This window comes from Cryptosporangium minutisporangium (assembly GCF_039536245.1).
Lineage (GTDB): Bacteria > Actinomycetota > Actinomycetes > Mycobacteriales > Cryptosporangiaceae > Cryptosporangium > Cryptosporangium minutisporangium.
Genome location: NZ_BAAAYN010000048.1, coordinates 108,990 through 133,040 on the forward strand (window position 1 = coordinate 108,990; position 24,051 = coordinate 133,040).

Consider the following 24,051-nt stretch of genomic DNA (forward strand, 5'->3'; position numbering starts at 1 on the left):
CCTCGCGGGGTCAATGCACTAGGCGAGAACCTCGTCCAGGACGGACATGATCGCGTCGCCGGCCAGCATCGCGATGCCGGCTCCGGCGGCGACCGCGACGATCAGGACGATGGCCACGATCAGCGCGGTCTTGCGTCCACTGCCCTTCGGTTCCGGCTCGACGGTGCCGGTGCCGGTGCCGAGCAGGGCTCCGGCCAGCGACGACGTGTTCTCCACGTTCTCCGGGGACTGGCTGCCCCGCCTCGTGGTGGCGCGACCCGGTGCGAACGGTGCGTCGAAACTCGGCGGCTGCTCGGGCTCGGGCGGGCGGACGCCGTCCGGATAGGGCGACCAACCGGGCTCGATCGTCCACGCCGGTCGGTTCACCGGCGGTGGCGCGGACACCGGAGGCGGCGCGGACACCGGAGGCGGCGCGGACACCGGAGGCGGCGCGGCGACCGGAGGCGTCGGTACCCGGGCCGCGGCCCTGGCCCCGGCCGGTGGGCGCGGCGGAGGAACGTGCTGGACGTCCGGGCCCGAACTCGGCGCCACCGGCACCGACGCCTTGCCCGATGCCGGTGGGGCGGGGCTGACCGGGCGCACCACGGTCTGGTCGACCGGCGTCGAGGAGGCGACCTGGTGCACGGCGGTCGCGTCCGTGCGAGCCGGCGCGAGCGGCGATTGGTGGACGGCGGTCTGTTCGCTACGCGAGTCGCCCGCCGGGCTCGCGGCCTTTTCGCTCGTGGCGGCCGGGTCGCTGGCGGCCGGTGCGGAAGCGGCCGGTGCCGTGGGGGCCGGGGTAGTGGCGGCCGGTGCAGCAGCCGCCGGGGTAGCAGCGGCCGGTGCAGTAGCGGCCGGGGTAGTGGCCGGAGGGCTCGTCTCAGCCTTGGTTGCGGCGGGCGTGCTCGCCGCCTCAGCGGCCGGCGCGGTCGACGGGCTCGCTGTCTGCGGGGCAGCCGGAGTGGCGGGCGTGCTCTCCGGGGCCGGGGTGGGCGGTGTGTCCTGGCGGGCTTCGGCGAGGCGGGCGACGAGCTCGGCCGGGAGCGGCGCGATGCGGGTCTCCGCGTTGGACTGGACTGCCTCCTCGTCCGGTGCCGAGCTCTCGGTCCCGGACGGCGCCGACTCGGGCTCCGCGGGCGGTGCGGCCTCGGCAGGCGGTGCCGACTGCGACGCAACCGGCTCGGGCTTCGTCGGTTGGGCTTTCGTCGGTTGAGCCTCCGCGGCGGGGGACGGCGCCGGCGGCGTCGCGTCCCCAGGAGCGTCGGGAGCCGTCTCGGTCGCGGCACCCTCGGCCGGCGTAGCCGGCTTCGGATCCGGGATGGCCGGCGGCGTGAAGCGGGAACCACCCGGGAGCTGCGACGGATCGAGCCGTACGGTCCGGGGGCCCTCTTCCTCCTCGGCCATGACGATCTCCTACCTCTCGGTCGTTCGGGCGGCCGACGAAACCGTCCCACGTGCGAGGAAGGATTTCCGTTGGACAGCTGACAGAACCCCGTTCAGCGCGGAAATGCCGTCGATTCGTTAGCGATGGTCACCGAGGGTCGCCGCGCTCGACCGTTCGGTCGACGATCGGCGTGAGCCGCTCGGCGCCGCGGGCCGCGTCGGCGCTGCTGACCGCAGATTCCGGCGGGCGTCCGCCGACCGTCCTGGGGTCCCCGACGCCTTCGCCGACCGCGGCGCCGTACCCCGCTCGCTCGCGCGCGGGCTGCCGGCCCGCCCCGGCGTGCTCGCCGAGGACGTCGGACTCCCGGACGTCCGGCGGCTGGCCCCCGTCGGGCTGCCCGACGCGCGCGGGCTGCCCGACGTTGCGGGAGCACCCGACGTCCGGCGTCCGGCGCCCGTTGACTCGGGGCTGCTCGACGGGGTACCCGACGCTCGCGGGGTGGCGGACGCGCGCCGCGACTGGTCGGCCGGCGGCGCGGTGCGGGGCCGGAGCACGGTCGGCGACGGCGTCGGCTTGCTTGCGCGCGGCGACGGTTCGCTCGCGCGGTCTTGGGGGCGCCCCGGAACCACGCGCCCCGCCGAGAAGAACTCCGACCACCAGACCGGCGCCACCCGCACCACGTCCCCCGTGGTCGGCGCGTGCACCATCAGGCCGCGGCCGAGGTAGACGCCGACGTGGTGGATCGTGTTCCAGTCGGCTCGATCAGTGGCGAAGAACAGCAGGTCACCGGGGAGCAGCGCGGTGATCGGCACCGGTCGGCTGGCTCGGTACTGCGGCCGTGCGGTACGCGGCAGCAGCACGTCCGACGACGCGTACGCGGTCTGCACCAGACCGGAGCAGTCGAACCGGTCCGGCCCCTCCGCGCCCCACTCGTACGGCTTCCCGCGCTGCGCGAGCGCGTACTCCACCGCGGAGATCGCTGCCTTCCCGGCGGCGCCCTTCGCGTCGCGTAGGTATCGGCGGGCCAGCGCGGCCTCGACGGCGTCCCGACGACGTTCGGCCGCCGCCAGCGCGGACGCCCGCGCTGCCCGCAACCGGCGCAGCGCCTCACCACGGGCGGTGAGGTTCCGGCGGAGCGCATCGACGCGGCTCTGCTGTGCGGCCAGCCGCTCGTCGGCGCGGCGGGCGGCGTCGGCGGCCGCGCGCTCGTGCGCCTCGGCAGCTTCCAGGCTCAACACCGCGGTTCCGAGTTTCGGACGGCCGAGCATGGCGGCGCGCGGATCGACCGCCAGGCCCTCCGGGCGGCTCGCCTCCGCGATGAACGACTCCCGAGCCCAGGCCTCCGCGTCGGACGCGGCCGCTGCCGTGGTCGCCCGGGCGGCGGCGAGCGTGGACGCCGCGGTGGCCTGCGCTGCGGTGAGCGGGGGTAGCGCCTCGCGCGCGTCGGTGAGCTGCTCCGCGACGGCCTCGGCGGCTGCGGACTCGCGCGCGATCCGAGCCAGTGCCGGATCGGTGGTCGGGCGGGCCGGCGTGGTCGCCGGTCGTGCCGATGCGCCGGGGCGCCGTCCGGCGTCGGCCGTCGGTCGGCCGGCCCGTCGCAGCGTGAACGTCGCGGAGATGGCCGGACCGTCCACGCCGTCCGGCAGGTCGATGGCGACCGGCGGCCGGTTGAGCGCCGAGCGGCCCGGCGCGTTGCCGGTATCCCGCGTCGGTACGCCGGACGCGCTGCCGTGCAGTGCGGCGACAGCCTGGCCGGCGTCGGCTCGTGCCAGGCCCGAGCCGGTGACGAGCGTCAGAGCCGTGCCGACGGCGATCGACGCCCGGACCGTCCGAATCGCGGCCTGCTTTTCCCGGCTGCGGAGCAGCGCGGGGACGTTGCGCACCGCGTTCGCCAGTGGCACGAGTGCTGCCGGAGCGCGCAGCGCGCCGGAGAACGAGCGAGGAGGGGAGAAGCGGGTGGATTTCCGGTGTGCGCCGCCCATCAGCCTCGGTTCCCGCTCTCTGGGCTCCGGCTCGCCGAAGGGTGGCTTCGCCGGTTATGTCCGTCTAGAGGCACTAACTGGGTATAGCAAAATATGGGTAAACAGTCACGTCTTTGATCGTTATTGCTCGCTAGTTCGGTATGTCCGGTTGCTGGTGCCGGGTGGGTCTCGACACAGGCGGTCCTAGCCGCAGGTCGTCGGAGCGCGCGTACGCTGGTTGGCATGGATTCCGGCCTCAAGCGTGAGATCGAGCAGAAGGTACGAGCTGGTGAGCGGCTCTCGTACGACGACGGCGTCGCTCTCTACGACTGTGACGACCTGGCCTGGCTCGGTGGCCTCGCGCACGAGGTCCGCACCGCCAAGAACGGCGACGTCGTCGTGTTCAACGTGAACCGTCACCTGAACATGACCAACGTCTGCTCCGCGTCGTGCGCGTACTGCTCGTTCCAGCGGAAGCCGGGCGAGAAGGACGCGTACACGATGCGCATCGAGGAGGCGGTTCGACTCGCCAAGGGCATGGAGTCCGAGGGCCTCACCGAGCTGCACATCGTCAACGGTCTGCACCCGACGCTGCCGTGGCGGTACTACCCGCGGTCGCTGCGCGCGCTCAAGGAAGTTCTGCCGAACGTCTCGCTGAAGGCGTTCACCGCTACCGAGATCCACTGGTTCGAGAAGATCTCCGGCCTGTCCGCCGACGAGATCCTCGACGAGCTGATCGACGCCGGGCTGGAGTCGCTGACCGGCGGTGGCGCCGAGATCTTCGACTGGGAGGTCCGGCAGCACATCGTCGACCACGCCACGCACTGGGAAGACTGGTCGCGGATCCACCGGCTGGCGCACGCGAAGGGCCTCAAGACGCCCTGCACGATGCTGTACGGCCACATCGAGGAGCCGCGTCACCGCGTCGACCACGTGCTCCGACTGCGCGAGCTGCAGGACGAGACCGGCGGCTTCCAGGTGTTCATCCCGCTGCGCTACCAGCACGACGGAGCGAAGCCGGCCGACGGGAAGATCCGTAACCGGCTCGAGGAGCGGACGCAGATGGCGACGCCCGCCGAGTCGCTGAAGACGTTCGCGGTCTCCCGGCTGCTGTTCGACAACGTCCCGCACGTGAAGTGCTTCTGGGTCATGCACGGGCTCTCGCTGGCCCAGCTGTCGCTCAACTTCGGTGTGGACGACCTGGACGGTTCGGTCGTGGAGTACAAGATCACCCACGACGCCGACCGGTACGGGACGCCGAACACGATGCACCGGGACGGGCTGCTCGACCTCATCCGCGACGCCGGGTTCACGCCCGTCGAGCGGAACACACGGTACGAGGTGGTGCGGCGGTACGACGGGCCGACGCCGCTGGCGGAGCGGCGGGCCGAGCCGCAGCCGATGTGGAGCTGATCGCTGATGACTGAGCGGGATCCGGCCGGGCGGTCGAGCACGTTGGAGCAGCTACACCCGGGCTTCCTCTACACGGTGGCTCGTTTCATGGTGTTCGCGGCCTGCGTGATCGTGCTGTTCCTGATCGGGTTCCGCTCCTGGATGCTCGTGCTCGGGGCGTTGCTGCTCTCCGCACCGCTGTCGTTCTTCCTGCTGCGTCGGCAGCGGGAGGCTTTCGCCATGCGCGTCGAGGGGCGGATGAGCAAGCGTCAGCAGGAGAAGGCCAGGCTGCGCGCCGCCCTGGCCGGCGACGACGACGAGCGCTGACCGCTTCTTACCGGCGGCGGCGCGGGCGGGATAACCCGGCTCGGATGGTGGCGGTTCGGGCGGCCGAGACGTCGACCTCCAGATCGAACGGCTCGGTGACGACGATCTGGTCACCGGTCACCCGCTGCACCTCTTCGTACCAGCGTCCGACCCGTCGGTGCTCGACGATCGTGAACGGATCGAGGTCGACGAGCCAGTACGACGGGATGCCTGCGGTCGCGTAGATCCGGGGCTTGGTCTGTCGATCGAGCCGTCCCGTGCCGGGGGAGATGACCTCGACGGCGAGCCGAACCGCGTCACTCTGCGTCCGTGCGTAGCCTTCGCCCACCTCGCGAGGGACGACGATCAGATCGGGGCGTGGGCACTGCCGCTTGTCCTCCATCGCGACGTCGACGTCACTGACGACGACGAAGTCCTCGGGCAACACTCGGTCGAGCGCGACCTGCAGTCGAAAGACGACGGTGTTGTGCAGGTTGACGGGGCTTGCGCACACGATGATGTGTCCGTCGATCAGCTCGTGGCGGATGTCGGTGTCTTCTCCCAGGGCGTCGTAGTCGTCGATCGTCGCGGTGCCGTAGGCGGGGGCCGGGGCGCTCATCAGCTGCACCTGCTTCCGTCGGAAGTTCAATTGGTCACCTCCGATCCTAACCACACGTGCCAACGAGTGCTACCGGCTCAGCATAGTGCGGCGGGAAGACTCTGGGCGTGCAACACGACCAGGCGGGAGACCGCGCGGGTCAACACTACGTAGAGGCGGTTGAGTCCACGGGGCTCCGCGGCGACGATCGCGGCCGGTTCGAGCACGACGACCGTGTCGAATTCCAGGCCCTTCGCTAGCGTCGCCGGCAACACGGTCACCGGCGGCGCCGCGCCGACGCTGCCCGCGGTTCCGGGTGTGGCGTCGGCGGGGGACTCCTCGGGCGGTTGGTCGGCGCGGACCGCGGCGAGACCGGCGGTGGTCAGCGCGCGGAAAATGCGCGCTGTCGTCGCGTCCGCACAAATCAGTGCGACCGAGCCGGGCTCGGCGACGGCGGCCCGCACCAGCGCGACGGCTGCCGTGACCGGGTTCCGCACCTGCTCCACGCTCAGCGCGCCGGGTGCGCGCCGCACCGACCGGGCCGGGGCTACTCCGGCAGCCAGCGCGGGCAGTAGCCGGTTCGCGAACTCGACGATCTCGGCCGGCATCCGGTACCCGGTGGTCAGCGGTGTCACGACCGTGGCCGGCTTGTCCAGGTGGGTCAGCAGGGACGGCCAATCCCGCGCCCCGCTCGCGGCGGTGCCCTGTGCGAGGTCACCCAGGACGGTCAGCGAGCCGTAGGGCGACCGGCGGGCGATCGCCCTGGCCTGCATCGGCGACAGGTCTTGCGCCTCGTCGACGATCACGTGCCCGAAGCCCGGCGTCCGCTCGAGCAGACCGGCGGCCTCGTCGATGAGCACGGCGTCGGCCTCGGTCCAGCGCGGACGTCGGCGGGGCTCCGGCCAGACGATCACGTCCTGCTCGGCGGGGGTGAGGATGCCGTCGGCGGCACGGGCCAGCAGGTCCGCATCGCCGAGCACCCGAGCGACCAGTGCGACCGGGTCGGCGGGCGGCCACACCGCATCGAGCCAGGTCCGCATCGTGCGGGACCGCACCACCCGAGTCACCCAGGCGTCCGACGGCGAACCACCGCGGCGTTCGACCTGTCGGCGGAAGCGCTCGGCGACTCGGTGGGCGACCCGGTCGCGCGCGGTGGAGTACGGCGTTCCGGCGGCGTAGGAGGCTCGAGCCTCGGCGGTGATCTCGCCGAGCTCGCTCGGGCCGAGCCGCAGCCGGGCGCCGGTCTCGGTGTAGACGAGGGGTTCGGAGGGGGCTCGCAGCGCGCTGGTCAGACTCGCGGCGAGTACCGCCGCCATCCGGGCGTCGCCCTTGACCGCGAGCGCCTGGGGGGTGTCCACGGCCCGGACCGGGACGCGATCGACGAGTTGGGTGATCGTCCGCTGCAGCACGTCGACCTCGCCGAGTGCGGGCAGCACCTCGGCGATGTAGCGCAGGAACGCCACGTTCGGCCCCACCACGAGCACGCCGGTGCGGCTCAACCGCTCGCGGTACGCGTACAGCAGGTAAGCCGCCCGGTGCAGGCCCACCGCGGTCTTCCCGGTGCCGGGAGCGCCCTGGATGCAGAGGCTGGTGTCCAGATCGGCGCGGACCAGGGCGTCCTGGTCGGGCTGGATCGTCGCAACGATGTCGCGCATCGGGCCGACGCGCGGACGTTCGATCTCCTCGGTCAGCAGGCGTGAGCCGAGCCCGGCCTCCTCGCCGGAGCCCAGGTGCTCGTCCTCGAACGAGGTCAGCCGCCCCCCGGCGAACCCGAACCGTCGCCGCCGACGCACGCCCTGCGGTGCGAGCGCGCTGGCCTGGTAGAAGGCGGTCGACACCGGTGCGCGCCAGTCGACTACGAGCGGGTCGCCCGCGGCATCGGTGACGTGTCGGCGTCCCACGTGGAACGTCTCGCCGGCGTACGGCGTCCCGGCTGCGGCGAAGTCGAGGCGGCCGAAGAACAGCGGTGTGGTGCCGTCGTCGAGCAGTTGCTCGAGGCGCCGGGCGAGCGCCCTGGCCAGCATCTCCGCGGAGAAGGGGTCACCGGCGACGTCGCTGCGGGTCAGTTCTTCGGTGCGTGTCCGCATGGCGGCCAGCGCGGCGCGGGACGTGGTCAGATGTGCCGCTTCGTGGGCGAGTTCGACGTCCAACGACGTCATCGGGGCCTCCGGGACCTAGGCGGGAGAGGTCCCCACTGCCCTAGGCCCGGCGCAATGTGCGGTCTGCTCCGGGGCGCCCGGCTTCGACGGGGTCGGTCGCCCTTCGGCGACCGGCAAAGACTAGAGCAGGCGACGAGGGGCCGCGAGCCGTTTGTCGCCGGCTCCCTGCCCGGTTGCCCCCGCGGGAAGAGCCGAGAATAACTCTGGAAAATTGTGGAATAATGTCCAGTAAGTCACAGTTCGGCCGCCCTCGCGGTAGGAGAGGAGTCCGTCCGTGCTCAAGCGCACACGGTTGAACGATGCGAAGACCAAGGTCACGTTCTCGCTGCCGATCGACGAGACGACACCCTCGGTCAGCGTCGTCGGGGACTTCAACGGATGGCAGCCGGGCAAGCACGAGTTGACGCCGCGTCGCAACGGCACCCGGAGCGTCACGCTGACGTTGCCGACCGGCGTGCACCGCTTCCGGTACCTCGGCACCGGTGGTGTCTGGCTCGACGACGCCGAGGCCGATCGGATCGATGCCCAGGGCAGTGTCCTGGAGGTATAGGCCACCTTTGGGGCGTCCGGGGAAAGGCCGACGTACTGTCGAGCCGTGAGACAGGACGCGCCGCGCCGCCCCCGGGTCGGACACATCCAATTCCTGAACTGTCTTCCGATCTACTACGGGCTCGTGCGCACCGGTGCCCTGCTGGACGTCGAGCTGACCAAGGACACCCCGGACCGCCTCAGTGAGTCCCTGGTGCGCGGCGATCTCGACATCGGGCCGATCAGCCTGGTCGAGTACCTGCGCAACGCCGATCAGCTCCTGCTGCTCCCCGACATCGCGGTCGGCTCGGACGGGCCGGTCCTCTCGGTCAACGTCGTGTCGCAGCGGCCCTTAACGGAGCTGGACGGTCGGCCGGTCGCGCTCGGTTCGACGAGCCGGACCAGCGTCCTGCTCGCCCGGATGTTGCTCGCCGAGCGGTACGACGTGCGGCCGGAGTACTACGTGTGCCCGCCCGACCTGGGCGTGATGATGCAGGAAGCCGATGCGGGCGTCCTGATCGGGGACGCTGCGCTGCGGGCGCTCTACGAGGGTCCGGACATGGGCCTGACCGTCACCGACCTCGGTGAGGCCTGGCGCGAGTGGAGCGGCCTGCCGATGGTGTTCGCGGTCTGGGCGGTGCGGCGCGACTTCGCCGAGCGGCACCCCGGCCAGGTCAAGGACGTCCACGACGCGTTCCTGCGCTCGCGGGACCTGTGCCTCACCCAGATCGACGAGGTCGCCGTGGACGCCGCCCGCTGGGAGGTGTTCGATGCACACACGCTCGCGAACTACTTCCGCACGCTCGACTTCTCGCTCGGCGAGCGGCAGGTCGAGGGGCTGCGGGCGTTCGCGGCGAAGGCGGCGGCCGCCGGCGAGGCGCCACCGCTGCCGGCCGAGGGGCCGGAGTTCGTCCAGCTCTGAGGGTGATTGTCGGATCTCCGGCGCGCGTCGTTGTCGGATCCTGAACCCCCAGGGGGCCGAGATCCGACAACCACGGCGGCGCCTTGCCGAGGCGCGGGATCGTGGACAGCTGTGATCACCCTTGAGCCGCGGTCGCGTGCGGCGCGCCCGCTCGCCGCGTTGGCGGGAATCGTGGCGGCGGCCACCGCGCTCGGCGTCGCGGAGATACTCGCGGCGTTCGTCGGACCGTCGTCCTCGCCGCTGACCGCGGTCGCGGGTGAGGTCGTGGATCGGCTTCCGCGGTCGGTCGAACAATTCGGGGTTCGGACGTTCGGCAGCTGGGACAAGCCGCTGCTCACGGCGGTGATTCTGCTGTCGCTCGCGGCGGCGGCAGCGCTGGCGGGCGTGCTCGCAGTACGTCATATAAGCTTCGGTTTGGGAGTAATTGCGGTATTTGCTGCCGTCGGGGCATTCGCGACCGCCGCTCGTCCGGACTCGACCAGCTTCGCGGTGATCCCGACGCTGGTCGGCGCCGGGGCTGCGATGGGGGTGCTGTACGCGCTCGCCGCGCGGGCCCGAGAGGCCGGTGCGACGCTGGACGCGGAGGCGCGGGCATCGCAGTACTCCCGACGAACCGCGGAGCCGGCCGATGTCGGGGGTACGGCCGGCTCCGCTTCCCAGCTCGACTCCGCTTCCCAGCTCGGCTCCGCTTCCCAGCCCCGCCCTGCTTCGCCGGGCTCCGCGGTTGAGGCGGAGGCGCCGTGGCTGGTCGGGGGTGGGGGCACTGCGTCGCGGCGGATGTTTCTCACGATCGCGGGTGGCACGGCCGGAGCGGCGGTGGTCGCCGGTGGGGCCGGTCGCCTGCTCGCACGCTGGCGAGGAGTGAGCGACCAGCGGGCGGCGATCCGCCTCCCCGAGCCCGCGTCGCCCGCACCGGCGGTCCCGGCAGGCGCGCGCCTCGACGTCCGCGGCATCACGCCGCTGACCACCCCGAACGACACGTTTTACCGGGTCGACACCGCGTTCGTGCTCCCGCAGGTCGACCCGAACTCCTACCGGCTCCGCATCCACGGGCGGGTCGGTCGCGAGCTCACGCTCAGCTACCAGGACCTCCTGGACCTGCCGCTGATCGAACGCGACATCACGCTGGCGTGCGTCTCCAACGAAGTCGGTGGCGACCTCGCCGGTAACGCCCGCTGGCTCGGCGTCCGACTGGCCGATCTGCTCGACCGGGTCGACCCGGACCCGGACGCGGACCAACTCGTCGGACGCTCCGCGGACGGCTGGACCTGCGGCACACCGACCGCCGCCTGCCGCGACGGCCGGGACGCGATGCTGGCGATCGGCATGAACGGAGAGCCGCTACCGATCGCGCACGGCTTCCCGGTGCGGATGGTCGTCCCTGGCCTCTACGGCTACGTCTCGGCGACGAAGTGGCTCGTCGACCTGGAGCTCTCCCGGTTCAGTGACTTCGACGCCTACTGGGTGCCGCGCGGTTGGTCGCGGGAGGCCCCGATCAAAACGACGTCGAGGATCGACACCCCACGACAGTCCGACCGGGTCTCCGGCACGATCACGGTCGCTGGGGTGGCTTGGGCGCAGCGTCGGGGGATCACCCGCGTCGAAGTTCGCGTCGATGAGGGCCCGTGGGGGTCGGCGACTCTCGCGGCGGCGGACTCGGTCGACGTCTGGCGGCAGTGGCGGTGGGAGTGGGACACCGCGACCGTCGGCGCCGGACGCCACACGCTCGAGGTGCGGGCGACCGACGGTGCCGGAGCGACGCAGTCCGGTGACTACCGCCCGCCGGCTCCGAACGGCTCCGAAGGCTGGCACCACATCAGCGTCGTCGTCCGCTAACGCGCTGGCCGGTCGGGCCGCCCGCAGTCAGGCGGGGCGGCCCCGACCGGCGACCGATCAGCCGAGACCGAGGCGGGACAGCACCTCACCGGAGTAGCCCGCGTTCTCGTTCGCGAGCTCCTCGAGGTCGACGTCGTGGTCGATCTCGTCGGCGGCGATCCGGTCGAGGAGGTAGGCCATCGACTCGCGGACCAGGTCCGTTTCGGTCTCCCGGTCGTCCGGATCGAGCGCCAGCTGGTCGAGCAGATCGTCCGGCACCACGACGCGATGGTTGGTGGTGTCGGTCCCCTCGGTGAGGGTTACGGCGTACTCGTGTGGCCCCAGTGGCCGGACATCGATCTTCTGCATGGACGGCCGGTTACCCACTCCGCGGTTGTGCACTCCACGAACTCCGCCAGCCGCACCCGGGTTACGCTCGACCTCGTGACCGGAAACGCTGCCACTGCCGCCATCCTCCAGCGCGCCGCCGACGGCGGCCGGATCTCGCCGGAGGAGGCGTTGCTGCTGTACACCGACGCGCCACTGCACGCGCTCGGCGAGGCGGCCGACACGGTGCGGCGCCGGATGTATGGCGATATCGCCCACATCGCGACGTACATCATCGATCGGAACATCAACTACACGAACGTCTGCGTCACCGCGTGCAAGTTCTGCGCGTTCTACCGCGCGCCCAAGCACAAGGAAGGCTGGTCGCACGATCTCGACGAGATCCTGCGCCGGTGCGACGAGGCCGTGAAGCTCGGTGCGACGCAGATCATGCTCCAGGGCGGCCACCACCCGGAGTACGGCGTCGAGTACTACGAGACGGTGTTCGGCGCGATCAAGCGTGAGTTCCCGTCGCTGACGCTGCACTCGCTCGGTGCCTCCGAGGTCGAGCACATGTCGAAGGTCTCCGGCGTTCCGATCGAGGAATCGATCACCCGGATCCACGCGGCCGGTCTCGACTCGTTCGCCGGCGCCGGCGCCGAGATCCTGGTGGAGCGGCCGCGGAAGGCGATCGCGCCGCTGAAGGAGTCCGGTGAGCGCTGGCTCGAGGTGATGGAGACCGCGCACCGGCTCGGCGTCGAATCGACCGCGACGTTCATGATGGGGACCGGCGAGACCAACGCCGAGCGCATCGAGCACATGCGGATGATCCGTGACGTGCAGGACCGCACCGGCGGGTTCCGCTCGTTCATCCCGTGGACCTACCAGCCCGAGAACAACCATCTCAAGGGGCGCACGCAGGCCACCAGCCTCGAGTACCTGCGGCTCGTCGCCGTCGCCCGGTTGTTCTTCGACAACGTCCGCCACCTGCAGGGTTCCTGGCTCACCACGGGCAAGGACATCGGTCAGCTCACGCTGCACTACGGCGCGGACGACTTGGGTTCGGTCATGCTCGAGGAGAACGTGGTCTCCAGCGCCGGCGCGAAGCACCGGTCGAACCGCACCGAGCTGATCCACCTGATGCGCAGCGCCGGGCGGACGCCGGCCCAGCGCGACACGCTCTACAACCACCTGATCGTCCACGACGACCCGGCGAACGACCCGAGCGACGAGCACATCGTGTCCCACTTCGCGTCGACCGCCCTGCCCGGCGGCGGCGTCGGCCGCAACCTGCCGCTGGTCGAAGCCTCCTAGGAAGCTCTCGGCGCGCGCGATGCGCCGTTGCGCGCGATGATTCGTAGGTGGCGAGTGACGAGCGCGGTGGGGCGTCCGAGGCGGTACGCCCGTCCTGGGCCGGTCCCCGCCTGACCGCGGGCGCGGTGGCCCGGCGGCTCGGCGTCGCGGTGACCACGCTCCGGACGTGGGATCAGCGGTACGGCCTCGGACCGAGTGAGCACGAGGCCGGCCGGCACCGGCGGTACTCCGCAGAGGACGTCCGGCGGCTGGAGATGATGCGGCGCCTGACGTTCCAGGGGGTTTCCCCGGCGGACGCCGCGCGTACGGCTCTGGCCGCCAACCCGGGGGAGCTGGCCGAGCCCGCGCCCCGGCCGGGTGGACGCGTGCCGAGCCGGCGGGTGATGCCGGTCGGGCTCGCGCAGGCGGCAGCGCGTGGCCTGGCCAGGGCCGCGGGCAGCATGGACTCCGACGCGATCTCCGAGGAGATTCGCACCTGTCTGCGTACGTACGGCACGGTGCTGACGTGGAGCGAAGTGCTGGTTCCGGTGCTCACCGCGTTGGGCCAGCGGTGGCAGGCCGGTCACGGCGTCGTCGAGATCGAACACCTGCTGTCCTGGCACATCTCGACCGAGCTGCGGCTCGTCGTGCCCGGACCGGCGGGTCCTCGACGGGCTCGCTCGGCCGACGAGCCGGTGCCCGCGCTCGCGCCGCCCCGGACGCTGCTCGCCGCGGTGGAGGAGGAGCAGCACACGCTGCCGCTGGAGGCCCTGGCCGCCGCCCTGCGCGAGGCTCGGCGCGGAACCCGGATCCTGGGCGCCCGGGTGCCCACCGACGCGATGGTCGAGGCGGTGCGGCGTACCGGTCCGTCGGTGGTCGTGCTGTGGTCGCAGGTGCCGGAGACCGCGGACCCGACGGTGTTCGGGCGGCTGGCCGGGCTCGGGCGTCCGCTGCGGATGATCGCGGCCGGGCCCGGGTGGCTCGGAGCGCGACGGCGGCTGCCCGCGGGGGTGGCGCAGCCGACTTCGCTCGTCGAGGCGGTCGAAGGTGTGCTCGCCGCGCTGGGTGGTCCGAGCGGCAGCGGTGCTTCTCGAGATGCGAGTCGACGGCTCTCGCGGTAGGAATCGACTCACAAGCGATGCAGGTTGAACGGGACGAGGTCGAGATGAGCACGCGAACCAACGGCAGCGCTCGGCCGGTCGGACTGGTCAAACCCAGACAGACCAGCGCAGACGTGCGAGCCCGCGTCGGACTGGCGCTGGAGGACTTCCTGGCCGACTACGTTGCCGTGCTCGGACGGATCGGCGAGGAGCTGTCCGACCTCGACGGGCCGCTGCAGACCGCGGTCCTCGCTGGGGGTAAGCGACTGCGCCCGCTGTTCGCCTACTGGGGCGCGCGGGCCGCGGGAGCGGCGGACGAGGAAGGGCTGATCCGGGTCGCCGCGTCGCTGGAGCTCCTCCACGCCTTCGCGCTCATCCACGACGACGTGATGGACGACTCCGACCTCCGCCGAGGTCGTCCTTCGGCGCACCGCGCGATCGAGGCCGCTCACCGGGCGGCCGAGCGGCACGGCGACCCCGCCCGGTTCGGTCAGGCGGCCGCGATCCTGCTGGGGGACCTGCTGCTGGTGCTCTCCGAGCAGATGCTCGCGACCGCAGGGCTGCCGACCACTGCGGCGCTGCGGACGCGGGACGTCTTCGCGTCGATGCGGCTGGAGTTGATGGCCGGGCAGTACCTCGACATCGCAGCACCGACGCGGGGCGGGGTGCCGCTGGAGCGTGCGCTGCGGATCGCCCGGTACAAGAGCGGGAAGTACACGGTCGAGGCGCCGCTGCACCTGGGCGCCGCGGTGGTCGGGGCTCCGGCGTCGGTGGTGGACGCCTACACCGCGTTCGCGCTGCCGCTCGGCGAGGCGTTCCAGTTGCGGGACGACCTGCTCGGGGTGTTCGGGGACAGCGCCGTGACCGGTAAGCCGTCCGGAGAGGACCTGCGGGAGGGCAAGCAGACCGTCCTGATCGCGCTGGCGCGCGAGCAGGCGTCGGACGCCCAGCGGGCCCTCCTCGCCGCGCGTCTGGGCGATCCCGACCTGGACGACGAGGGGGTCGCGGCGCTGCGCGGGCTGATCGTCGAGACCGGCGCGCGGGACGGGGCCGAGCGGATGATCGCTGAGCGGTGCCACCACGCGCTGGCGGTGCTGGAGAGTGCGCCGCTGACCGCGGAGGGCCGCTCAGCCCTCCGCGAGCTGGCCGTCGCCGCCGTGGACCGCACGGCATGAAACCGGGGTCTGAGCGCCGCTCAGACCCCGGTTCGGTGCACGGCTCAGGGGGTGGCTTCGCGGAGGAGGCGCGGCACCACTTTGCCTGTCGCGTTGCGGGGCAGCTCGTCCAGGAAGTACACGTCGCGCGGTACGGAGAACCGGGCGGCCCGGTTCTTCACCAAGTCACGTACCTCGTCCGCGTCCAGCGAGTACCCGTCGTTCAGGACGACGTACGCCGCGAGCCGCTGACCCCAGTCCGGGTCCGGAACCCCCACCACCGCAACCTCGCGAACCCCCTCGGCCTCGCTGAGGATGTTCTCGACCTCGCGCGGGAACACGTTCTCTCCACCGGAAACGATCATGTCGTCGTCCCGGCCGTCCACGAAGAGGAGCCCGTCCGCGTCCAGGTGACCGACGTCGCCGGTGCTCATGAATCCGCGTCGGACCTCCTTGTTCGCCCCGTTCGTGTACCCCTCGAACAGCATCCCGTTCGCGACGAAGATCCGGCCCGGCGTCCCGGCCGGGAGGTCGTTGCCGCTCTCGTCCAGGATCGCCAACTGCGTTCCGAGCGGGGCCTGGCCGGCGGTCCGCGGCTCCCGGCGCATGTCGCTCGGCGTCGCGATCGTCGCCCACGACACCTCGGTCGTCCCGTACAGGTTGTAGAGCACGTCGCCGAACGCGTCCATGAAGTGCAGCGCGAAGTCGCCGATCAACGCCGAGCCGCTGCTCGCGACCGCGCGCAGGGCGCTCAGGTCGTACTTGCTGCGGACGTCCGGCGGCAGCTCCAGCATCCGCTGCATCATGATCGGGACGACGAACACGCCGCCGGCGCGGTGTTGGGCGATGTCGGCGAGCAGGGCCTCCGGCTCGAACCGGCGGCGGAGAACCAGCGTCGCGCGTAACCCCATCCCGACCTGCAGGCCGGCGAACCCCCAGGTGTGGAACAGCGGGGCCGGGATCGCGATCGTGTCCCGAACCTTCAACGGGATCTTGGACAGGATCGAGCCGAGCGCGCCCAGACCGTGCGGCGGCGGTCGGCGGGCGCCCTTCGGAGCGCCGGTGGTGCCGGACGTAAGCACGATCGTCCGGCCGACCACCTCGGGCGGTGAGGCCTTTCCGCCCGGGTTCGCGGCGACCAGGTCCTCCAGCGTCGTCAGATCCTGACTCTCGCCGTCCGTCCACGCGAGCAACACCTGGACGCCCGGCGGCGGGGTGCCGATCAGCGGCAGGAACTCCTCGTCCGCGATGATCAGCTCGACCTTCTGTTCACGAAGGACGGTCTGGATCTGGGTCGCCGAGAGGCCGGTGTTCAGCAGCACGGTGTCGGCGCCGAGCGTCGCGGAGGCAACCAGCGCCTCGATCAGCCCGGCGTGGTTGCGGCAGAGCACCGAGACCCGGCTCTTGCCCTTCATCCCGAGCGCGGCCAGGCCCTGCGACATGCGGGTGGCTCGGTCGATCAGCTCGGTGAACGTGACCTGCCGACGCTCGTCGATCAGGGCGATCCGCTGCGGGTCCCGGGCGGCCGCGCTGGTGTAACCGCCGGCCAGGCTCAGCCCCCAGCTCTTCAGCGCGACGAGCTGCCGAGTGACCCGGTCCGGTCGGCCGGGCGCGATCACCCCCGCCCGGATCAGCGTCGTGGCCAGCTGGGACGTGTACGCCAATTTGCTGCCGGTCGGGCTGGCGAGGGTTTCCTGCGCTGCCATTCGGTGACACCTCGTTCCTCGGGAGCGGGGGTTACTCGGGAGGTAGGGCCTTACGGCTACGACGTGGGGATGACGAAGATCTTGGCGAGCACGGCGGCGAGCCCCAGGTCGCCGCGGACCTTCAGCTTGCCGGTCATGAACATCGTGGTGGGCTTCGCGTTGCCGGAGGTCAACAGCAGGAACTCCGGCCCGCCGAGCATGATCGTGGTGTCGGCGCCGTGCTGCACGACCGAGTTGGCCTCGCACCGATCGCCGTGGAGAACCAACTCGTACTCGTCGACGCCGCCGTCCGGCCGCCCGGAGACTTTCCAGTGGATGACCTTCGGCGGGCGGGGCTCACCGGCCCGGTAGTGGTCGGCGAACCGATGGAAGATCTGGTCCAGGACCACCGACCGCACCGGGCTGCTCATCACCGCTTCGAGCTGGTCGCGGCGGGCGCGTCCGATCAGCCGGGCGAACGCCGCGGGGTCGACGGCCTCGAGGCCCTCGGTGCCACCCGGCTCTCCGGCCTGCTGCGAGGCCGCGGTCAGCAGCTCCTGGAATTCAGCGGTGCTGATCTTCTTGGGATCAATCTCGGCCAGTTGCCGAGGATCGAAGGACGACACGGTGGTGCTCCCTCTGTTCGACTTAACGCGCCAGTAGGTTACTCCCGAGTTAAACAAGCGGGCTACTGATTCCTTCAAACTCTGCCATCAATCGGTGGGAACGAACAGGTCGTCGGCGCTGGACGTGGCGCGAGCGCCCAGGCCGAGCCTGACTAGGCTGAGCGGCATGACGCGCGCATCCCTGGACAAGCGACCGAGAGACGTAGCGGCGATGTTCGACCAGGTCGCGCGCCGGTACGACCTCACGAACACGGTGATCTCGTTCGGCCAGGACCGGCGCTGGCGTGCGCTCACCGCGGACGTGCTGGACCTGCGGCCGGGGGAGCGGTGCCTGGATCTCGCGGCCGGTACCGCGGTCTCCACCGCGGAGCTCGCGCACTCCGGCGCCGAGGTGATCGCCTGCGACTTCTCGCTCGGCATGCTGCGCGAGGGGCGGGACCGCGGCGTCCCGCTGGTGGCCGGCGACGCGATGCACCTACCGTTCCCGGACGCCGCGTTCGACGCGGTGACGATCTCGCTCGGGCTGCGGAACGTGGCCGACACCGCGGCCGGGCTCGCCGAGATGGCGCGGGTGACGAAGCCCGGCGGGCGGCTCGTCGTGCTGGAGTTCAGCCACCCGACGTGGGCGCCGTTCCGGACCGTCTACACCGAGTACCTGATGCGGGCCCTACCGCAGGTCGCGCGGACGGTGAGCAGCGCACCGGACGCCTACGTCTACCTGGCCGAGTCGATCCGCGCCTGGCCGGACCAGGCCGAGCTCGCCGGTGTGATCGCTGCCCACGGCTGGCGCTCCGTCCGCTGGCGGAATCTCTCCGGCGGAATAGTCGCCCTCCACCACGCTTTGAGGGCGGCCCGCTGAGAGCGACGGATGACAGGCGAGCACGACGACTTGAGACGCAAGGCAAATGTCGCGGCGTCGTCGTGCTCGACTGTCCCCGATGCTCTCAGCGGGCTCCACGTTCAAGCAAACGGCGCTCGGCGCCTTTCTAGCGAACGGTCAAGCACGCCACCCGAGTGCCGGCCATGCCCGCCTTGCCGGGGGCGGTCTGCGTCTTCTCGGCGTGGACGACCAGCGACTGGGGCCTCGCGCTGAACCGCCACGGTTGCGTGCTCTTGCTCGTGCCGACGCCCTGCGAGTCGGTGGTGACGTCGAGCCACACCTCGTTCTGCGGGTTGGCGTAGGTCGGGTTCACCGAGGGCGGGGACGCGGCCGCTGCCGGGTCGGGGCGGTGCTGGTAGTGCGGGCCGGCCGCAGCACCGGTGCGGCCGCACGGCTTCGTGTGCAGGTGCGCGCCGTAGGTGCGGTTCGGGTTCAGGCCCCGGACGTTGAGCGTCACGGTCGTCGCGTCGGCGATCTCGGCGACGGTCAACTGGGCGAAGGCGCCGGACGGAACGAGCGTCGGGTCGTAGGTGACCGCGACGCTGTTCGGCGAGTAGTCGCTGAACGTCCCCTCGGCGACCGTCGGCTGGGCCGCTTCCACCGCAGCGGATGCCGACTCCTCCTGCGACCTGGTTTCCTCCCGGGACGCCCCACCGCACCCGGCGGTGAGCAGCGAAGTGGCCACGAGGACGAGTGCTGCCGAACGGCGCATCACGGTCTCCTAGGGACGGCGGGGATCGCTGGGGGACGAGCAATCAGCGTAAGTGTGGATATGTGGCGGTTTGGCTCCTCGGCGACGCTACTCCTCGCGTCGATTTTTTGTGACCCCCCGCACAAGCGATTCGTGGCCGGAAGGCGCGGGCAAAACGCCGTAAAGCCTGGTGTTCGCTCGGGGTGCGATGGGGCTGGTCGGGCTCGCGTCGACCACCGTTCACCGGGGTTAGGCGAGCCTTAGTACCCAGGCATGTGATGCGCGGCATAGACTGCCTCTGCTGAGTTCGTGAACATTTTCACAAGCGCACGTAAGCCCTGCCCGATGGCCCCCTCTATCAGCAACACAGTCGAGAGGCAGCCGTGACCACCGAGCCCGCTCCCCGCGGTGCCGAGCCCCCCGTGGTCGACACCGCCGCCGATAGCCTTTCCGTGAGCCCGACCGGCACCGCCGGCAGGCTGGAAAGAGCTGCCTCCGTCGGCCCGGTCGAAACCCGGGCCGACGCGGACGTGATCGTGGTCGGCGCTGGGCCTGCGGGCTCGGCCGCCGCTTACCACCTGGCCCGGTCCGGGCTCGACGTCCTGCTGCTCGAGAAGACCGAGTTCCCCAGGGAGAAGGTCTGCGGCGACGGACTGACCCCGCGCGCGGTCCGTTCGCTGATCTCGATGGGCATCGACACGTCGGTCGAGAACGGCTGGCTGCACAACAAGGGGCTGCGAGTCATCGGCGGCGGCGTCCGGATGGAGCTGCCCTGGCCCGACCTGGCGGCCTACCCGAACTACGGCCTCACCCGGACCCGGATGGACTTCGACGACATGCTGTCGAAGGCTGCCGTGAAGGCCGGCGCCCAGCTGCGTACCTCGACGACCGTCACCGGCCCGGTGCTCTCCACCGCCGGGCGGGTCGTCGGGGTGGAGGCCGAGGTCGGGCCGGAGAAGACGTCGGCCACCTACCGTGCGCCGCTGGTGATCGCCGCCGACGGTGTCTCCGGCCGATTCGCGCTCGCGCTGGGGCTGGCCCGCAACGAGGCCCGGCCGATGGGTGTCGCGGTGCGTCGGTACTACGAGAGCCCGCGCCACGACGACGACTACCTGGAGTCGTGGCTGGAACTCTGGGACAAGGTCGACGGCAAGGATCGGCTGCTGCCCGGCTACGGCTGGATCTTCGGCCTCGGTGACGGCCGGTCGAACGTCGGTCTGGGCATCCTCAACAGCTCCGCGGCGTTCAAGGACGTCAACTACCGGCAGCTGCTCAAGACCTGGATGGCGAGCACTCCAGAGGAGTGGGGCTATCGCGAGGAGAACGCCGACGGCCCGATCCGGGGCGCGGCGTTGCCGATGGGCTTCAACCGCAAGCCGCACTACACCCGCGGGCTCATGCTGGTCGGCGACGCCGGCGGCATGGTGAACCCGTTCAACGGTGAGGGCATCGCCTACGCGATGGAGTCCGGCGAGATCGCCGCCGAGGTCGCCGTCCAGGCCCTCGCGCGCGCCGCCGGGCCGAGCCGGGAGCGTGCACTCCGCGCCTACCCGACTCTGCTCACCGAGCGGTACGGCGGGTACTACCGCCTCGGTGGCGTGTTCGTGAAGCTGATCAGCAACCCGGACGTCATGAAGGTCGCCACCCGCCACGGGCTGCCGCATCCGCTTCTCATGCGCTTCGTTCTCAAATTGCTCGCGAATCTCACCGACCCTCGCGGTGGGGACGCCATGGACCGGGTCATCAACGGCCTGTCCAAGCTGGCGCCCGCGGTGTGATTGAGTACGTCCGAATGGCACCAGGCAGAACTCCCCGTTAACCAAAGCGACCCTCACTAAGGAACTGCATCCCGCGTCAACTGCAGCCAGGGAAACAGGCCATCGTCGGTCTGGGCCCTGGCGTCCCCGGATCACTCGTCCGGTGTGGAAGATTCGGGTCGTAGCCCACAGATAGACGCAGGACCAATAGCTCAACGGCACCTCCTCGCTGAACACTGACGTCCGGGAAGGGAACCGATGGACACCGGTGGTTCACTCGCGCTCTATGCGCCGATCGTCGGCCTCTTCGTGCTCGCCGCTCTCTTTGCGGTGTTCAGTGTCGGTGCGGCGGCGGTCGTCGGGCCCAAGCGCTACAACAAAGCCAAACTCGACGCCTACGAATGCGGCATCGAGCCGTCACCCCAGGCAACCGGCGGTGGCCGATTCCCGATCAAGTTCTATTTGACCGCGATGCTGTTCATCATCTTCGACATCGAGATCATCTTCCTTTACCCGTGGGCGGTCGCCAACGAGGCGCTCGGCCTGTTCGGGCTGGTGGAGATGGTGCTGTTCATCGCCACCGTGTTCATCGCCTACGCGTACGTCTGGCGTCGCGGCGGCCTGGACTGGGACTGAGTCCCGCCAAGACTCGTCCGCTCGTATCGATCCACCGACTGAACTGACCGTCTGAATAACCGGTTGAGACCGGATACCCGGTCGACCGGACTGAGAGGGGTCCGCGCCATGGGGCTGGAGGAGAAACTCCCCGGCGGGGTGCTGGTGACCACCGTCGAGAAGATCGTCAACTGGAGCCGTAAGTCGTCGATGTGGCCGGCCACCTTCGGGTTGGCCTGCTGTGCCATCGAGATGATGACGACCGGAGCCGCCCGGTACGACTTCGCCCGCTTCGGAATGGAGCGGTTCAGCGCTACTCCCCGGCAGGCGGATCTGATGATCGTCGCCGGTCGGGTGAGCCAGAAGATGGCGCCGGTGCTGCGGCAGATCTACGACCAGATGCCGGAGCCGAAATGGGTGCTCTCGATGGGCGTCTGCGCCAGCTCGGGTGGAATGTTCAACAACTACGCGATCGTCCAGGGCGTCGATCACGTGGTGCCGGTTGACATGTATCTGCCGGGTTGTCCGCCACGGCCGGAAATGCTGCTGGACGCCGTCCTCAAACTGCACGAAAAGGTCATGCACGAGCCGCTCGGGCCGAAGCGCCGCGCCGAGCTCGCGGAGGCGCGGGCGAACGGAACCGCGGAGCGGTACGGCACCATGCCGTCCTCGTTCCGGCACGACAAGACGCTCCGCCGGGAGTGGGAGAAGGCCGCAGCCGAAGGGCGCGCCGAGCAGTTCCGGATCGAAGAGGCCGCACGGCAGATCGAGGCAGGGGTGGCCCGCAAGTGAGCACCAACGGCGCCGGCGAGCCCGGCACGGGCGAGGGCAGCGAGCAGGGCACCCGCAAGGGGATGTTCGGCGTCTCCGGCTCGGGTGACACGTCCGGGTTCGGCGGGCTGGTCCGGCCGGTCGGCGACCCGCACGGAGCCCAGCGCCCCTACGGCGGCTACTTCGACGAGGTCGCCGACCTCCTCGCCGAGGAGCTGGCCAAGCGGGACGTCGGATTCGAGAGCGCGGTCACCCGCGTCGTCGTCGACCGCGGCGAGCTGACGCTCTACGTCCGTCCCGAGCGCATCGTCGAGGTCTGCCAGCTACTGCGCGACAGCGATGGCCTGCGCTTCGAGCTGTGCAGCTCGGTCTCCGGCGTCGACTACCTGGACGCCCCGCTGAGCACCGACCCGACCGAGCAGTCCGAGCGGCTGCACGTCGTCTACCACCTGACCAGCATGACCTACCGGCGGCGGATCCGGCTGGAAGTGGGCGTCACCGTCGAGAACCCGCACGTCCCGTCGGTCACCTCGGTCTACCCGACCGCGGACTGGCAGGAGCGCGAGGTCTGGGACATGTTCGGCGTCGTCTTCGACGGCCACCCGGCGCTCACCCGAATCCTGATGCCCGACGACTGGGACGGCCACCCGCAGCGCAAGGACTACCCGCTCGGCGGTGTCCCGGTCGAGTACAAGGGCGCGGAGATCCCGCCGCCCGACACCCGCCGGGCTTACCGATGACCGGCGCACTCGGCCAGGAGGTGGCCAAATGACCCAGACCACGGACCCGTACGCCGACTCCCGGGAGACGACCGAGGGCCGCGTCTACACCGTCACCGGCGGTGATTGGGACTCGATCCACGCCGAAGATCCGCTGGCCAGCGAGCGCATCGTCGTCAACATGGGCCCGCAGCACCCGTCGACGCACGGGGTGCTGCGTCTCGTCCTCGAGCTCGAGGGCGAGACGATCACCGAGGCCCGCACGGTCATCGGGTACCTGCACACCGGCATCGAGAAGAACACCGAGTACCGGACCTGGACGCAGGGCACCACGTTCGTCACCCGGATGGACTACCTGTCGCCGCTGTTCAACGAGACCGGCTACTGCCTCGCGGTGGAGAAGCTGCTCGGCGCCGAGGTGCCGGAGCGGGCCACCACGATTCGCGTCCTGCTGATGGAGCTCAACCGGATCAGCTCGCACTTGGTCTGGCTCGCCACCACCGGGATGGAGCTCGGCTCCACCACGATGATGATCTACGGCTTCCGCGAGCGGGAGCACGTGCTCGACCTGTTCGAACTCATCACCGGGCTCCGGATGAACCACGCCTTCATCCGGCCGGGCGGGCTGGCGCAGGACCTGCCGGTCGACGCGGTCGACAAGATCCGCGAATTCATCCCGTACATGCGGGACAAGATCGAGGATTACGAGAAGCTGCTGACCGGCCAGCCGGTCTGGAAGGCACGCACCAAGGACGTCGGCTTCCTCGACGTCACCGGCTGCCTGGCGCTCGGGGTCACCGGCCCGGTGCTGCGGTCGGCCGGTCTGCCGTGGGACCTGCGCAAGACGATGCCGTACTGCGGTTACGAGAACTACGACTTCGACGTGGTCACCGAGACCACCGGCGACGTCTTCGGCCGGTACCTGGTGCGGGTCAACGAGATGCGGCAGTCGCTGCGGATCATCGAGCAGGCGCTCGACCGGCTGGCGCCGGGGCCGGTGATGGTGACCGACAAGAAGATCGCCTGGCCGGCGCAGCTCGCGCTCGGCAAGGACGGCATGGGTAACTCGCTGGAGCACGTCCGGCAGATCATGGGCCAGTCGATGGAGGCCCTGATCCACCACTTCAAGCTGGTGACCGAGGGCTTCCGGGTGCCGCCGGGCCAGGTCTACGTCGGGATCGAGTCGCCCCGCGGTGAGCTGGGCTACCACGTCGTGAGCGATGGCGGCACCAGGCCCTATCGCGTCCACGTGCGGGACCCCAGCTTCGTGAACCTGCAGGCGTTCCCTGCGATGGTCGAGGGTGCGCCGATCGCGGACGCGATCGCGTCCGGCGCCTCCCTCGACCCGGTAATGGGGGGCGTTGACCGGTGACGGCGGGAACTTTCGAT

General features: G+C 70.7%; 22 protein-coding genes. 14 read left to right on the forward strand and 8 right to left on the reverse strand.

Going from position 1 to position 24,051, the window contains the following annotated elements:
* Nucleotides 1–18 precede the first annotated feature (18 nt).
* On the reverse strand, nucleotides 19–1,383 hold the full coding sequence (locus ABEB28_RS34480) for a hypothetical protein (RefSeq protein WP_345732450.1): 1,365 nt from the start codon (nucleotides 1,381–1,383) through the stop codon (nucleotides 19–21).
* A gap of 117 nt (nucleotides 1,384–1,500) precedes the next feature.
* Nucleotides 1,501–3,345 (reverse strand): C40 family peptidase, encoded by a 1,845-nt coding sequence (locus tag ABEB28_RS34485; RefSeq protein ID WP_345732451.1) that lies wholly within the window; start codon nucleotides 3,343–3,345, stop codon nucleotides 1,501–1,503.
* Between the two features lie 222 nt (nucleotides 3,346–3,567).
* Here ABEB28_RS34485 and mqnE point away from each other — a divergent pair, with 222 nt between their 5' ends.
* Together mqnE and ABEB28_RS34495 are read left to right on the forward strand one after the other, a co-directional pair.
* Entirely contained in the window at nucleotides 3,568–4,737 is a 1,170-nt protein-coding gene (mqnE, locus tag ABEB28_RS34490) for an aminofutalosine synthase MqnE (protein WP_345732452.1), read from the forward strand.
* A 6-nt stretch (nucleotides 4,738–4,743) separates the two neighbouring features.
* On the forward strand, nucleotides 4,744–5,043 hold the full coding sequence (locus tag ABEB28_RS34495; protein WP_345732453.1) for a DUF4229 domain-containing protein: 300 nt from the start codon (nucleotides 4,744–4,746) through the stop codon (nucleotides 5,041–5,043).
* A 7-nt stretch (nucleotides 5,044–5,050) separates the two neighbouring features.
* Here ABEB28_RS34495 and ABEB28_RS34500 read toward each other — a convergent pair whose 3' ends face one another.
* Both ABEB28_RS34500 and ABEB28_RS34505 read right to left on the reverse strand, forming a co-directional pair.
* The gene (locus tag ABEB28_RS34500) at nucleotides 5,051–5,641 is read right to left on the reverse strand and encodes a Uma2 family endonuclease (protein WP_345732454.1); all 591 of its coding nucleotides are present in this window, start codon (nucleotides 5,639–5,641) and stop codon (nucleotides 5,051–5,053) included.
* Between the two features lie 77 nt (nucleotides 5,642–5,718).
* Complete coding sequence (locus ABEB28_RS34505) at nucleotides 5,719–7,779, reverse strand: HelD family protein (RefSeq protein WP_345732455.1); 2,061 nt, start codon at nucleotides 7,777–7,779, stop codon at nucleotides 5,719–5,721.
* A gap of 274 nt (nucleotides 7,780–8,053) precedes the next feature.
* Between ABEB28_RS34505 and ABEB28_RS34510 the strand changes: the two genes are divergently transcribed.
* The 3 genes from ABEB28_RS34510 (at nucleotide 8,054) to ABEB28_RS34520 (ending at nucleotide 11,065) form a co-directional block, all read left to right on the forward strand.
* Nucleotides 8,054–8,329, forward strand: a complete 276-nt coding sequence (locus tag ABEB28_RS34510; protein ID WP_345732456.1) for an isoamylase early set domain-containing protein — start codon at nucleotides 8,054–8,056, stop codon at nucleotides 8,327–8,329.
* Nucleotides 8,330–8,374: 45 nt separating this feature from the next.
* Complete coding sequence (locus ABEB28_RS34515) at nucleotides 8,375–9,229, forward strand: menaquinone biosynthetic enzyme MqnA/MqnD family protein (protein WP_345732457.1); 855 nt, start codon at nucleotides 8,375–8,377, stop codon at nucleotides 9,227–9,229.
* Between the two features lie 111 nt (nucleotides 9,230–9,340).
* Complete coding sequence (locus ABEB28_RS34520) at nucleotides 9,341–11,065, forward strand: molybdopterin-dependent oxidoreductase (protein ID WP_345732458.1); 1,725 nt, start codon at nucleotides 9,341–9,343, stop codon at nucleotides 11,063–11,065.
* A 57-nt stretch (nucleotides 11,066–11,122) separates the two neighbouring features.
* Here the strand turns inward: ABEB28_RS34520 and ABEB28_RS34525 are convergent, their stop codons facing one another.
* The gene (locus tag ABEB28_RS34525; protein ID WP_345732459.1) at nucleotides 11,123–11,413 is read right to left on the reverse strand and encodes a hypothetical protein; all 291 of its coding nucleotides are present in this window, start codon (nucleotides 11,411–11,413) and stop codon (nucleotides 11,123–11,125) included.
* Nucleotides 11,414–11,488: 75 nt separating this feature from the next.
* Here ABEB28_RS34525 and mqnC point away from each other — a divergent pair, with 75 nt between their 5' ends.
* The 3 genes from mqnC (at nucleotide 11,489) to ABEB28_RS34540 (ending at nucleotide 14,939) form a co-directional block, all read left to right on the forward strand.
* Complete coding sequence (gene mqnC / locus ABEB28_RS34530) at nucleotides 11,489–12,685, forward strand: cyclic dehypoxanthinyl futalosine synthase (RefSeq protein WP_345732460.1); 1,197 nt, start codon at nucleotides 11,489–11,491, stop codon at nucleotides 12,683–12,685.
* Between the two features lie 110 nt (nucleotides 12,686–12,795).
* A complete protein-coding gene (locus tag ABEB28_RS34535) occupies nucleotides 12,796–13,785 on the forward strand; it encodes a MerR family transcriptional regulator (protein ID WP_345732499.1) in 990 nt (329 codons plus the stop codon).
* Nucleotides 13,786–13,829: 44 nt separating this feature from the next.
* Nucleotides 13,830–14,939, forward strand: a complete 1,110-nt coding sequence (locus ABEB28_RS34540; RefSeq protein WP_345732461.1) for a polyprenyl synthetase family protein — start codon at nucleotides 13,830–13,832, stop codon at nucleotides 14,937–14,939.
* 44 nt (nucleotides 14,940–14,983) lie between these two features.
* On the opposite strand, the gene ABEB28_RS34545 is transcribed toward ABEB28_RS34540, so the two are convergent.
* A complete protein-coding gene (locus ABEB28_RS34545; protein ID WP_345732462.1) occupies nucleotides 14,984–16,624 on the reverse strand; it encodes an AMP-binding protein in 1,641 nt (546 codons plus the stop codon).
* Between the two features lie 56 nt (nucleotides 16,625–16,680).
* Nucleotides 16,681–17,229, reverse strand: coding sequence for an SCP2 sterol-binding domain-containing protein (locus ABEB28_RS34550; protein WP_345732463.1), 549 nt, complete (start codon nucleotides 17,227–17,229; stop codon nucleotides 16,681–16,683).
* A gap of 166 nt (nucleotides 17,230–17,395) precedes the next feature.
* On the opposite strand from ABEB28_RS34550, the gene ABEB28_RS34555 reads away from it, so the two are divergent.
* Nucleotides 17,396–18,088 carry a demethylmenaquinone methyltransferase gene (locus ABEB28_RS34555; RefSeq protein WP_345732464.1) on the forward strand — a complete coding sequence of 231 codons (693 nt, stop codon included), beginning with the start codon at nucleotides 17,396–17,398 and terminating at the stop codon, nucleotides 18,086–18,088.
* A gap of 127 nt (nucleotides 18,089–18,215) precedes the next feature.
* Here the strand turns inward: ABEB28_RS34555 and ABEB28_RS34560 are convergent, their stop codons facing one another.
* Entirely contained in the window at nucleotides 18,216–18,821 is a 606-nt protein-coding gene (locus ABEB28_RS34560) for a superoxide dismutase family protein (RefSeq protein WP_345732465.1), read from the reverse strand.
* A 458-nt stretch (nucleotides 18,822–19,279) separates the two neighbouring features.
* On the opposite strand from ABEB28_RS34560, the gene ABEB28_RS34565 reads away from it, so the two are divergent.
* From ABEB28_RS34565 to ABEB28_RS34585, 5 genes are all read left to right on the forward strand, one after another.
* Nucleotides 19,280–20,578, forward strand: a complete 1,299-nt coding sequence (locus ABEB28_RS34565) for a geranylgeranyl reductase family protein (protein ID WP_345732500.1) — start codon at nucleotides 19,280–19,282, stop codon at nucleotides 20,576–20,578.
* A gap of 237 nt (nucleotides 20,579–20,815) precedes the next feature.
* A complete protein-coding gene (locus tag ABEB28_RS34570) occupies nucleotides 20,816–21,193 on the forward strand; it encodes an NADH-quinone oxidoreductase subunit A (protein ID WP_345732466.1) in 378 nt (125 codons plus the stop codon).
* Nucleotides 21,194–21,301: 108 nt separating this feature from the next.
* A complete protein-coding gene (locus ABEB28_RS34575; protein WP_345732467.1) occupies nucleotides 21,302–21,964 on the forward strand; it encodes a NuoB/complex I 20 kDa subunit family protein in 663 nt (220 codons plus the stop codon).
* Between the two features lie 62 nt (nucleotides 21,965–22,026).
* Nucleotides 22,027–22,683 carry an NADH-quinone oxidoreductase subunit C gene (locus tag ABEB28_RS34580; RefSeq protein WP_345732501.1) on the forward strand — a complete coding sequence of 219 codons (657 nt, stop codon included), beginning with the start codon at nucleotides 22,027–22,029 and terminating at the stop codon, nucleotides 22,681–22,683.
* A 28-nt stretch (nucleotides 22,684–22,711) separates the two neighbouring features.
* Nucleotides 22,712–24,034, forward strand: a complete 1,323-nt coding sequence (locus tag ABEB28_RS34585; protein ID WP_345732468.1) for an NADH-quinone oxidoreductase subunit D — start codon at nucleotides 22,712–22,714, stop codon at nucleotides 24,032–24,034.
* The last annotated feature ends 17 nt before the right edge of the window (nucleotides 24,035–24,051 follow it).